At 45.9% G+C, this 11,795-nt stretch carries 10 protein-coding genes and 1 tRNA gene; 7 read left to right on the forward strand and 4 right to left on the reverse strand.

Annotated features, from left to right (window positions below; genetic code table 11):
• Positions 1-40: 40 nt before the first annotated feature.
• Together R7E78_RS17090 and R7E78_RS17095 are read left to right on the forward strand one after the other, a co-directional pair.
• Positions 41-646: an alpha-ketoglutarate-dependent dioxygenase AlkB family protein gene (locus tag R7E78_RS17090; protein WP_182015931.1), complete on the forward strand. Its 606-nt coding sequence runs from the start codon at positions 41-43 to the stop codon at positions 644-646.
• 69 nt (positions 647-715) lie between these two features.
• The gene (locus tag R7E78_RS17095) at positions 716-1,804 is read left to right on the forward strand and encodes a DUF3541 domain-containing protein (protein ID WP_182015788.1); all 1,089 of its coding nucleotides are present in this window, start codon (positions 716-718) and stop codon (positions 1,802-1,804) included.
• A 54-nt stretch (positions 1,805-1,858) separates the two neighbouring features.
• Here the strand turns inward: R7E78_RS17095 and R7E78_RS17100 are convergent, their stop codons facing one another.
• Positions 1,859-3,067 carry a NupC/NupG family nucleoside CNT transporter gene (locus tag R7E78_RS17100; protein WP_017635515.1) on the reverse strand — a complete coding sequence of 403 codons (1,209 nt, stop codon included), beginning with the start codon at positions 3,065-3,067 and terminating at the stop codon, positions 1,859-1,861.
• 561 nt (positions 3,068-3,628) lie between these two features.
• On the opposite strand from R7E78_RS17100, the gene R7E78_RS17105 reads away from it, so the two are divergent.
• Positions 3,629-3,712, forward strand: a tRNA-Leu gene (locus R7E78_RS17105).
• A 32-nt stretch (positions 3,713-3,744) separates the two neighbouring features.
• Positions 3,745-4,356 (forward strand): DUF2913 family protein, encoded by a 612-nt coding sequence (locus tag R7E78_RS17110; RefSeq protein ID WP_005374167.1) that lies wholly within the window; start codon positions 3,745-3,747, stop codon positions 4,354-4,356.
• 78 nt (positions 4,357-4,434) lie between these two features.
• Here the strand turns inward: R7E78_RS17110 and R7E78_RS17115 are convergent, their stop codons facing one another.
• A complete protein-coding gene (locus R7E78_RS17115; protein WP_318058095.1) occupies positions 4,435-5,835 on the reverse strand; it encodes a tryptophanase in 1,401 nt (466 codons plus the stop codon).
• 298 nt (positions 5,836-6,133) lie between these two features.
• Positions 6,134-7,378 (reverse strand): NADH:ubiquinone reductase (Na(+)-transporting) subunit B, encoded by a 1,245-nt coding sequence (locus R7E78_RS17120; RefSeq protein WP_047102825.1) that lies wholly within the window; start codon positions 7,376-7,378, stop codon positions 6,134-6,136.
• Between the two features lie 159 nt (positions 7,379-7,537).
• On the opposite strand from R7E78_RS17120, the gene R7E78_RS17125 reads away from it, so the two are divergent.
• The 3 genes from R7E78_RS17125 (at position 7,538) to R7E78_RS17135 (ending at position 10,514) form a co-directional block, all read left to right on the forward strand.
• Entirely contained in the window at positions 7,538-8,926 is a 1,389-nt protein-coding gene (locus R7E78_RS17125) for a cytochrome ubiquinol oxidase subunit I (RefSeq protein WP_318058096.1), read from the forward strand.
• Positions 8,927-8,936: 10 nt separating this feature from the next.
• Positions 8,937-9,935, forward strand: coding sequence for a cytochrome d ubiquinol oxidase subunit II (gene cydB, locus R7E78_RS17130; protein ID WP_085569246.1), 999 nt, complete (start codon positions 8,937-8,939; stop codon positions 9,933-9,935).
• Positions 9,936-10,109: 174 nt separating this feature from the next.
• A complete protein-coding gene (locus tag R7E78_RS17135; RefSeq protein ID WP_318058097.1) occupies positions 10,110-10,514 on the forward strand; it encodes a cystatin in 405 nt (134 codons plus the stop codon).
• A gap of 47 nt (positions 10,515-10,561) precedes the next feature.
• On the opposite strand, the gene lhgO is transcribed toward R7E78_RS17135, so the two are convergent.
• A complete protein-coding gene (lhgO, locus tag R7E78_RS17140; RefSeq protein ID WP_318058098.1) occupies positions 10,562-11,788 on the reverse strand; it encodes an L-2-hydroxyglutarate oxidase in 1,227 nt (408 codons plus the stop codon).
• Positions 11,789-11,795: the final 7 nt, after the last annotated feature.

An 11,795-nucleotide genomic window follows, 5' to 3' on the forward strand; every position in this document is an offset into this window, starting at 1 on the left:
TAACAGTGATTGACAACTTTTATGTTTTAGGTGTGAGATGATGCATCAACAAGGCGATTTATTTGGCGGCGATCTATGGCAAGAAGTAGAAAGAGGAGAACTTTATTATGATCCTCATTTTCTTAACCATCTTGAGGCGGATAATTACTTTGACCAACTTCGAAAGACACTGCCATGGCACCAAGAACACATTACTATGTTCGGCAAGTCAGTACTTCAACCTCGCTTACAAGCGTGGCACGGTGATGCAGCATATACTTACTCAGGCTTAACCATGCAGCCTCACCCTTGGACTCCTGAGTTAACTCAGCTCAAAGTGCGTTGTGAATCAGTTGCTGATGTCACTTTTAATTCTGTTCTCGCTAACTTATATCGACACGGGCAAGACTCAATGGGCTGGCACCAAGATAATGAACCAGAGTTAGGTAGAAACCCTGTTATCGCATCTTTGAACTTAGGTGAAACACGTCGATTTTTGCTTAGAAATTTACATTGTAAAACTGAGATTGAATATGAGCTTTCTCACGGCTCCTTACTGATTATGGCTGGCGAGCTCCAGCATCACTGGAAGCACTGCGTACCAAAAACCGCGAAAACCAAAGATGAACGTATCAACCTGACTTTTAGGCAAATTTTCAACTATTGACTCAGCTTTTACATTCTCAATTAATATTGATGGTAGGTTTAGGTTCAGGACTTCATAGGGAATGGATTTATGCGTATTAAACCTCTTAGCTTAGCGGTCTTACTCTCTTGCTCACTTACCTTTGCTGCTCAGGCATCACAGGAAGACGTACCGCTTCTCGATAATACTCAATCAGCGCAGTTGATTCGTAGTACCTACGAACAAGAACTGTTCACTTTCCCGGCGTTTAAAGAGGGCCATTTTGGCTTACGCATGTACCGCCAAACATTAGATGAGAAATATCACGCTGCCATTTGGACCGACATGGCACAAGTAGCCAGCCGGTTAAACCAATTTGCTAATGAAGTCGTTGAACCAGAAGACATCATTCTCTATTCATCTCAAAGGTTGACCACGTATCAAGAGAAAGAAACCGAACGAGGGCAGCGACGCTATACCGTGACTAAACACCATCCTGAGTACCTTTATCTTGGTGTGGATTTGCTTGGCGCAATGGCAAGAGCAAACGAATATGGCCTACAACATAAACAAGACAAAACGCTGAGAAAAATTATTAGGCGCTACGATTTCTCGCGTTACGTTACGGACAAAGAGATGATAGAGGCATGGGCAGCTCAGCTTGCAAACCAAGTCTACTGGCTTCGTCAGCTAGGAGAGCAAGATGTGGTCGAGGAATTCACTCAAACCTTCCGGAACACCTACCCCGACGATAAAGATAAGATGCTTTCAGCTCAGCAGTATTGGAACAAACTCTATGGTATGACGCACATCATCTTTGCCGATTCACAGTATTATCAGGAGCGAGTAAGCGAGAAGAAACACCAATGGATTTATGATTACTTTCGCAACAACATCGACACTATCCTACTGCGCGCCAAAGAAGACGTGATTGCGGAAGTCGGCATTTCGTTTTTGTTAGCAGGCTTGGACCATGATCCGGTCGTAAAGAAGACCCGCCAAGCCATTCGTCATGCAATCAACGCAGAAAAAGGGATGATTCCGTCGGTCGACGGTAACTTTGATCTCAAGTACGGCGAACACCGTAACGTGCTAGCCATCATGCTGCTCGATTGGAAAGGGGTACATAAAGCGCCAACTTATCAAGAGCACCCAGAGGCTTTTAAATCGATACCTTACGGCTTAATGCCCAAGCCTTAGAAATAACAAAACCCGCCATTTAGGCGGGTTTTTAGTGTGTATCTTCAATCTAAATTAGAGAGAGATAAAAATGCCCGCTAAGCACGCACTCATCAGGTTAGCGAGTGTACCAGCAGCAACCGCTTTTAGGCCTAGACTTGCAACATCTTTGCGGCGCTCAGGTGCCATCACGCCGATAGAACCCAACTGAATCGCAATTGAGCCAATGTTCGCAAAACCACACAACGCAAAAGTGATAATAATTTGAGTATGCTCAGACAGTGTCGCTTTGTGCTGCACAAAATCGATAAACGCAACAAACTCATTCATCACCACTTTCTGACCAATGTATGAACCCGCAGCTAGGATTTCGTGGCTTGGCACACCAATCAACCATGCGAGAGGTGCAAACAAATAACCAAAAATCGCTTGTAGCGTTACGCCAGAGAAACCAAGTATCTCACCCAAGTTTTCTAGCCCCGTGTTCACCATCGCGATAACACTCACGAAAGCGATAAGCATGGTACCAACAGCAACAGCAACTTTCATACCGCCCATAGCACCGCTTGCTAGCGCATCAATTACGTTGCTTTCTTCTGATTTATCTAGCTCAATATTGTTGTAATCGCTTGGCGTTTGACGCTCAGGAACGATAATTTTTGCCATCATCAAACTACCTGGCGCTGCCATAAAGCTTGCCGCGATCAAGTATTTGAGGTCGACACCCAAACCAGCATAACCACCAAGCACACTGCCCGCCACTGAAGCCATACCACCAGCCATCACGGCAAACAGTTCAGAGCGAGTCATGTTAGAAAGAAATGGACGAATAAGAAGTGGTGACTCGCCTTGAGATAAGAAGATGTTCCCTGTTGCAACCAAAGACTCTGCTTTACTCGTACCCAAGAACTTCTGGATAGCGCCGCCAATAAATTGAATCACTTTTTGCATAATGCCCAAATAGTAAAGGGCGGAGATAAGAGCACTGAAGAAGATGATGATAGGAAGGACACGAATAGCGAAGATAAAGCCAGAAGAAGCGAGGTCACCAAAGAGGAATTTAATCCCTTCATCAGCAAAGCTGAGTAGCCCCGCGACCCCATTACTTAAACTCGCCAGCGCCGCTTGACCCAACGGGAAATAGAGCACCAAAGCAGCAAACCCCATTTGTAGCATCAAGGCGCGAGATACAGTTTTCCAATTAATGGAAGAACGACCCTCAGAAAGTAGGAAAGCACAACCTAGCAGTGCAACAATACCAAATAGACTAAATAGAACACTCATGAGCTGGACCTACTAAACGTTGAAAAAGAAAAAAGAGCCAAAGGAATTGGCAGAAGAAAGGGACAACGCAGCGAGTGATAACTCACTTTTAGATCCAGAATGTAGACAGAACGAATAGTTCGACATCTTATTTTTACCTTATACAAGCAATTGAACGTAGCTGGTCCGGTCCGTGGGGTCATTCACTGCTGGCGAGCATGTTGCTTGGCCTGCTCCATGTGACGGCTTGTATGGGTAAGGGTCCTGAACAACTAAACCCTAATTCCCGCTTAAACGGGACGCAAGTATAGCCAACAAAAAGAGATATTCATCACATTTATTTACGCAAACGTTCAAGCGTTCAAAATTTAGGCAAAAGCACTCTTTTGTCGTCATACTATTAATAAAAGTAAGGGCATAAGGATAGGCGTTGATGGTAAAAAACATAAAAGTGACCAATAAATATGCAATCAAACTCGAAAGAGCCAAAATTCGTCATTTTGCTCTCGCCAACAGGTGGATTTTGGTTATACAATTCGCGTTGCTTCTTTCGAGGCCTCTGAGTATTCAGAGCATCATGATGCCGAGATGGTGAAATTGGTAGACACGCTAGCATGAGGTGCTAGTGCCTTTGGTGTGAGGGTTCGAGTCCCTCTCTCGGCACCATTATCCTTCTTCCCTAATTTTGTTCGAGTGTAATGCAAAGTTCTAAGCAGGCAAGACAGTCTACAGATGCTAATCAACTTCTGAGTGAGCTTGCGGTTCACGCTTTATTACACCTGCACTTTAAAATTCACGCGTCCTCGCATGGCCTCTCCCTTAAAGAACGTAATGACTTACTTCAGAAATGGCTGAAACCAAAACTGAAGAGTAATCGCTATAAGCTGATTAAAAAGCCGTTAAAATCTTTGACTCAGCAGGCAAAAGGTGAGAACGGAAATCTGGAAGCATTACTCGAGCGCTGCGTCGGTGCAGACAAACCCAGCAACCCTCAACCCGATCTAGATAGCTACTTGCTGCTGATCAACGAGATTGAGAAGAAACTGGGGACTACCGTGTTATTATCTCGACCGGAAGACGTCGACTTATCTCACGACCAACACGGCTGTTTGCTGTGTGTGCTTTCTGAGAACTTAAATCAGCACTTCGATGATAATAACGCCCTAATCGCTCCTATTTCGATGCTGTTCCGCGGACCAATGAGTCAACGTTCACTTTTTCTTGGCAGCATTTACGCCAGTGGTACCTTCAATTATGAAGTGCAGTATCAAGACGACCAGTTCGTTCGCATCACATTAGAGTTGGCGTAAGTGTAACGCTAAGAAATAAACGAATCGAAAAAGGCCGCGAAACTCGCGGCCTTTTGCTTATCTAGATTTAAACTTGAGTTAATCGATCTCTTTAAATCGAGCAGTAAAGTGGCGCAGCACTGGTGGCTCGTACTCGAAAGTGAGCCCTTTTAACTCATGTGCACGATTTTTCAGTTCGATAATCGCATCCGCAATGTAATCCATATGATCGTTTGTGTAGACACGACGTGGAATGGTCAAACGCATCAACTCAAGCTCTGACACTTTTTGTTTACCCGTTTCCGGATCTCGACCAAGCAGCAACGATCCTATCTCTACTGCTCGAATACCCGCTTCCAAGTACAAAGCATTACACAATACCTGCGCAGGAAACTGATCCGCTAGAATATGTGGCAAAATCTTAGCGGCATCCACAAACACCGCATGACCACCCGTTGGGTATTGAATCGGAATACCGCCTTCACGTAAGCGCTCACCTAAGTATTGAACTTGGCTAATTCTATAGTGAAGAAAATCCTCATCCGCGGCTTCATACAAACCGCGAGCGAGCGCTTCCATATCACGCCCAGCCATGCCGCCGTATGTTACAAATCCTTCCATGGGTACGCAGCGCGTCTGCACCGCCTGGAACAACTCCTTATGATCACGAATACAACACATGCCACCAATGTTTACCATCGGGTCTTTCTTAGCTGACATGGTGAGCATATCACCGTACTGGTACATCTCACGGATGATTTCCAGAATCGATTTATTCTCGTAACCCGCTTCACGCTGCTTGATAAAGTAGGCGTTCTCACAGTAACGAGCCGAGTCAATCACCACTGGAATATCGTACTTGGTTGCAATCTCGTACACACTGCGCATGTTTTCCATCGACACAGGCTGACCACCGGAGCTATTACAAGTAATCGTGGTGATAATTGCACAAATGTTATGCGAACCGTGCGCTTCAATTGTTGCCACCAGCTTATCGATATCAAAATTGCCCTTCCAATCATAAGGCGTAGTGGTGTCGAATGCTTCTTCCGTTACCACGTTAATCGCTTTACCGCCATTGAGTTCAATGTGACCCGCTGTGGTATCAAAATGGTAGTTCGAGATAAATACTGGCGTTTCGCCACCACGCACCTGACGCATACGCTCAATCAAAGCTGGGAACAAAATTTGCTCGGCACCACGCCCTTGGTGTGCAGGCACGGTGAGCTTATAACCGAAGAAGTGCTCCACTGCATCACACAGGTTGTAGTAATTTCGACTCCCCGCATAGGATTCATCCCCCATCATGATGCCAGCCCACTGATTATCACTCATGGCACCAGTGCCAGAGTCAGTCAGCAAATCGATATAAACATCATCACTACGAAGAAGAAATGGATTATAGCCCGCTTCTTTTAACGCGACTTCACGGTCTGCCAAAGTCGTCATTTTGATTGGCTCAACCATTTTGATACGGAAAGGTTCTGGAATACGTTTCATTGTTAATTTCCTTATACGCATTGCCCTACGCAGTTTCACGTAAGACTAAAAAACAAATAGATAGAATGCTTTTCAATGCGATTGCATTGAGGAAATCAACGAGAAGAGATTTTACTAAGAAGAGACAAGCAGTAGTCTAGGTTATACCAGAACGACAGCACCAAACGGCTATCGAGAATATCCTTTATTCTCATCGTCTTCGTCCTCCTGATAAAAATAAAAAGTCAGAAACCCCATGTCTCTGACCTTTTCAATATAGTGCAGTTTTCAATCAATTTTCAGTGAGGTCACCCTCATTTTAAGAAGGTCTCGCCCTTTTCATTCTGCGTTTGATATTACTTTCTTTGACTAGGTAATCGAAAAGTGGCGCGAATAAGTTAGCAAATAGAATAGCTAACATGATGCCTTCTGGATAAGCCGGGTTCAGCACTCGGATAAAAATCGTCATCACGCCGATTAATAGTCCGTATGCCCATTTCCCGTTATTGGTAAAAGCTGCCGAGACAGGGTCTGTCGCCATGAAGAAGGTACCAAACGCAACCCCACCAATCACGAAGTGCCAGTAGAACGGCATGGAGAACATGGGGTTAGAGTCTGAACCGATCGCATTCAATAGTAATGAAGCTCCGATTAAACCGACCAACACGCCCGCAACAATTCTCCACGATGCAATCTTCATAAAGATGAGAACCAAGCCTGTTAGTGCGATCAACAACGTGGAGACTTCACCCATCGAGCCTGGTAAATTACCAACAAAAGCATCTCCCCATGAAATTGGCTCTCCCGTCATATTATTTATCAAAGCACTTTGCCCTCCTTCATACCATTGGCTAAGTGGAGTAGCGCCAGAGTAACCATCAGCCGCGACCCACACGGCACCACCGGACATGTTGGCAGGATAGGCAAAGTATAAGAACGCGCGCCCTGCTAAAGCTGGATTTAGGAAGTTTCGTCCAGTACCACCAAAAATCTCCTTCGCCACAACAATACCGAAAGTGATACCTAAAGCCGCTTGCCATAGTGGAATTGTCGGAGGAAGGATCAGCGCAAAGAGTATAGAGCTGACAAAAAAGCCTTCATTTACCTCATGCTTTCGCACAATAGCAAACAGAACTTCCCAGAAACCACCAACGATAAACACCGTCGCATAAACTGGAAGAAAGTAAGTAGCACCAAGCCACATTTTACTTCCCCACCCCGCTTGTGAAACCGCATCTAACGAGCCCCATACCCAACTCAGTTGCCATGAAGAAACAAGCGCTTGCTGAGCTGAGGCTTGATCCATTCCATACAACAAGGCATCACTCGCTTGCTGGCCTATGTTGTACATACCCCAGAACATGGCAGGGAAGACCGCCAGCCACACCATGATCATAATACGTTTTAAATCGATGCTATCTCGAACGTGAGTCATGCCCTGGTTTACCTTACCAGGCGTGTAAAAAATGGTTTCGACAGCTTCGAAAAGTGGGTAGAACTTGTGATACTTCCCACCTGGACCAAACTTAGGTGTCGCTTTCTCAAAGTAATGTTTAAGGCTCATAACGCTCCTCCTTTATCTAAAAGATGGTACGCACATGTGTAAAAAGCGATCGTTTTTTAATCTCTTCGTCTTCCTTCTTCGTATTTCACCTTGTTCGCCACTCTTCTGTCTCCTCTTTAAATCCGGCGAACAGTTTATCCAACGAAAAAGGGACCGCTCATGGACACACTCGCCATTGACCTAGCTAGATTCCAATTTGCCTTTACTGTCTCTTTCCACATTATTTTTCCAGCTTTTACGATTGGTTTGGCAAGTTATCTCGCTGTATTAGAGGGCTTGTACTTAAAAACGGGCAACAAACAGTACATGCAAATCTATAAGTACTGGCTCAAAATCTTTGCCATCAGTTTTGGTATGGGTGTGGTGAGTGGCATCGTGTTGAGCTATCAATTCGGTACTAACTGGAGCGTGTTTGCCGACAGAACAGGCCCAATCCTGGGCCCGCTAATGGGTTATGAAGTTTTTACTGCGTTTTTCCTCGAAGCGGGGTTTTTAGGCGTGATGCTTTTCGGTATGGATAAGGTGGGTAAGAAGCTTCACTTCGCCGCGACTTGTATTGTTGCATTCGGGACGTTTTTGTCTGCGTTTTGGATACTTTCGGTTAATAGTTGGATGCAAACACCAGCGGGCTACAGTATCAACGAAGCCGGACAGTTTATCCCAGAAGACTGGTGGGCGATTGTCTTCAACCCCTCCTTCCCTTACCGGCTCGTTCATATGTTGCTCGCCGCTTACCTTACTACTGCCTTTGTTGTAGCCGGCGTTGCCGCTTATCACTTACTAAAAGCAAACCATAACCCTCTAGCCAGAATTATGTTCTCGATGGCAATGTGGATGGCTGCCATCGTGACACCAATTCAAATCGTTGCTGGAGACATGCATGGTTTAAACACCCTTGAACATCAACCCGCCAAAGTCGCCGCGATGGAAGGGCACTATGAGTCTCACCAAGGCGCGCCATTGATCCTCTTCGGTATCCCTAACGATGAAGAAAAACGCATGGAATACGCACTGGAAATCCCCAAACTCGGTAGTTTGATTTTAACTCATGACCTCAACGGTGAAGTGAAGGGATTAGATGCTTTTCCAGAGGAGGAACACCCTCCTGTCTCTATCGTTTTCTGGTCTTTCCGAGTCATGGTCGCGCTTGGTTTTGGCATGCTTGTTATTGGTTTGTGGAGCCTTTGGCTAAGAAAACGTCGCAAACTTTTTGATTCGAGGGCACTTCAACGTATTTGTGTGCTGTTTGCCCCAGCGGGGTTCATTGCAGTTTTAGCAGGCTGGATAACTACCGAAGTAGGTCGACAGCCTTACACCGTATACGGTCTTTTAACCACAGCCAATTCGGCATCGCCTATTGATGCCGCCGCGGTGAGCGTCTCCCTGACGGCGTTCATCGTGGTTTACTTTGTGGTTTTTGGAGCTGACTTCTTCTATCTCCTACGTTTGATGCGCAAGTCTCCAACTCGATATGAAGAAGGTCTAGATAGCCGACTTCCTGATGGCACGAAAACTGATGCCATCACACATTCTAACCATCTAACCTAGGAGCTAACTCATGGATTACGCATTAATTTGGTACGCTTTGATTGGGCTCGCCGTTCTGATTTATGTCGTGTTAGATGGCTTTGATCTCGGTATTGGTATCCTATTCCTCAGCGCTAATGACGATGAAGAGCGCGACATGATGATGAACAGCATCGCTCCTGTTTGGGATGGGAATGAAACTTGGCTAGTTCTTGGCGGTGGTGGGCTTTTTGCCGTGTTCCCCCTCGCCTACGCGGTCATTATGCCAGCACTCTATGCTCCTCTGATTTTAATGCTGCTCGGATTAATTCTGCGCGGGGTTTCTTTTGAGTATCGCTTCCGAACACAACGCGGAAAGTTTTTATGGGATAGCGCTTTTTTCATTGGTTCACTCACCGCAGCATTGATGCAAGGCATTATGCTCGGAACCCTGCTCCAAGGTATAGAGGTTAGTGAACGAGCATACGCAGGTGGATGGTTTGATTGGCTTTCACCATTTAGCGTATTTTGTGGCTTGGCGCTTGTTTGTGCTTATATTCTGCTCGGTTCATGCTGGTTATTAATCAAGCTTCCAGAAGAGCTGATGGGGCGCTATTACGTGGTCGCGCGACGATGGGGACTAGCGATGGTAACCTGTATATTCATCGCCAGTTTGTGGCTGCCATTGAGCCAAAATATCGTATTTGAACGTTGGTTCTCATTACCAAACTCGCTACTGTTTTTCATTTTACCAATTATTGCAGCGGCACTTATTTGGCAGTTATTCAAAGCCTTACTCGACCACAAAGCCGTCCGAGCCTACGTTCTTGCGATCGGCCTGTTTCTTGTGTCCGCGATGGGTTTCGGTGTCAGTACATTCCCTTACTTGGTCCCATTCGCACTCACTTATCAAGACGTCGCCGCGCCAGATAAGAGTTTGGCATTTTTACTTACCGGTGCGGTGGTATTACTTCCTCTGATCATAGCCTACACGGCTTATTCGTACTGGGTTTTCCGCGGCAAGATGAAACGTGGAGAAGGATATCACTGATGAAACTAAAACCCATTTTGTGGTTCATTGGCATTTGGCTGGTAAGCGTGGTCGCCTTGTTTATCATCAGTTCGTTGATACGAACTGCGATATTGTAGGCCCAGAGTCTACTGCACCACATCTGAAGCCATTGAGGTCTATACTCAAACAAGAGTAAAACAACGGAGTGTTTTTATGACCTTAAAGCGGTTTCTGGTAACTTTGATTCCTTTGACGGTTCCACTGTTTTCACCAAATGCATTGGCCGTAGACAAGCAGATGTCATCCGCCATGAAAAGTAAAATGCGGTCTATTTGCTCCGCAACAAACGAACAGAGCCATTGGCAACTTGCTGAGGCAACTCCTGACGCCAGACGCTCACTCAACATGGTGCTTTATCAAATGAATGCCGATGATAAATTGAAAGCAATTCATGAGGTGAGAACGAAAATGGTCGGCGGCACCCATTATGCTTTTGAGTTCGAGTTGCAAGATGGTCAAGTCTGGAATGCAATTGTATTGCACAGTGCTCGCGGCGATTACATGATAGAAAGGCATGCCAAGAAAGGCGAACTCTGCCCTAAAGATGGCAGCTCCTAATTCCCAGATTCAAATACAATAAAGGCGACAGATACGTCGCCTTTGTTTTATACCGTTTTCGCTTCTATCTTCTCATTCACTTTATCGCAAATGTACTCCCCAATAGGCATTGCCGATGTCGCTGCGGGAGATGGGGCATTGCAAACGTGTAGGCTTCTTGCGCTCTCGGCAAACAAGAAATCATGAACCAAAGTGCCATCGGATAACACTGCTTGCGCGCGAATACCCGCAGGATATGGTTTGAGATCGTCGACCTTGATGCTTGGGCAATATTTGTTGACCAACTTGAGGTAGCCCGGCTTCCACCACGAGTTCTTAAACTCATCCAGTCCGGTTTTTAGATGCTTTTGTGTCACCTTCCAAAAGCCGGAGAAACTGAGCATTTGCATGGTATCTTGCAAGCTGAAGTTAACCTTGTCGTACCCTTCTCGCTTCCAGCCTTGCACCGCATTTGGACCAACCGTCACACTGCCATCAATCATGCGAGTCAGGTGTACACCCAAAAAAGGCAAATCAGGGTCGGGAATTGGATAAATAAGATGATTCACCACTTGGTCGTGTTTGCTATCTAAGCGGTAGTATTCACCACGATAAGGGATGATTTGGAAATCGGTCGGAATAGACATCATCTTAGTCATGCGATCCGCCATCAAGCCGCTGCAAGTGACCAAGAATTTGGCATTGAGCTGCATGGTTTGACCGTCTGAAATGCAGGTCAGTTGGACTTCTTCATCCTTCTCTTCGGCAGCCACCACTTTGGTTCTCAAACTGATTTGACCGCCGAGCTTTTTGAACTCTTCCGCCATCTGCTCAGTGACCAAACGATAATCGACAATACTGGTGGTTTTGACATAAATCGCGCCCAATCCCGTGATGTTTGGCTCAGCCAGTTTAAGTTGAACTTCATCGAGTAGCTTTACGTCGATGCCGTTGACATGGCAGCGCTCATAGAGGGCATTCATGCGTTCGACTTCTTGCTCATTGGTCGCAACCAGTAACTTGCCACAGTTCTCAACCGGAATATCGTGCTGAGCACAGAACGAAATGGTTCGCTCTACCCCACGCTTACAAAAATCCGCTTTTAAGCTGCCCGGTGCGTAGTACACTCCAGCATGAATCACGCCGCTATTGTGTCCGGTTTGGTGCTTGGCAAAACCGGACTCTTTCTCAACCAATAAAATGGATTTGTCTGGATGACGTTGCTGCAGTTGCCATGCCGTCGACACACCAACGATACCGCCACCAACAATGATGTAGTCATAGACTGATTTCATACGACCT

Source organism: Vibrio sp. YT-19(2023), from assembly GCF_033337395.1.

Coding starts and splice junctions, on each gene's coding strand:
- R7E78_RS17090 (WP_182015931.1), top strand. CDS start 41: ATGCATCAACAAGGCGATTTATTTGGCGGCGATCTATGGCAAGAAGTA.
- R7E78_RS17095 (WP_182015788.1), top strand. CDS start 716: ATGCGTATTAAACCTCTTAGCTTAGCGGTCTTACTCTCTTGCTCACTT.
- R7E78_RS17100 (WP_017635515.1), bottom strand. CDS start 3,067: ATGAGTGTTCTATTTAGTCTATTTGGTATTGTTGCACTGCTAGGTTGT.
- R7E78_RS17110 (WP_005374167.1), top strand. CDS start 3,745: ATGCAAAGTTCTAAGCAGGCAAGACAGTCTACAGATGCTAATCAACTT.
- R7E78_RS17115 (WP_318058095.1), bottom strand. CDS start 5,835: ATGAAACGTATTCCAGAACCTTTCCGTATCAAAATGGTTGAGCCAATC.
- R7E78_RS17120 (WP_047102825.1), bottom strand. CDS start 7,378: ATGAGCCTTAAACATTACTTTGAGAAAGCGACACCTAAGTTTGGTCCA.
- R7E78_RS17125 (WP_318058096.1), top strand. CDS start 7,538: ATGGACACACTCGCCATTGACCTAGCTAGATTCCAATTTGCCTTTACT.
- cydB (WP_085569246.1), top strand. CDS start 8,937: ATGGATTACGCATTAATTTGGTACGCTTTGATTGGGCTCGCCGTTCTG.
- R7E78_RS17135 (WP_318058097.1), top strand. CDS start 10,110: ATGACCTTAAAGCGGTTTCTGGTAACTTTGATTCCTTTGACGGTTCCA.
- lhgO (WP_318058098.1), bottom strand. CDS start 11,788: ATGAAATCAGTCTATGACTACATCATTGTTGGTGGCGGTATCGTTGGT.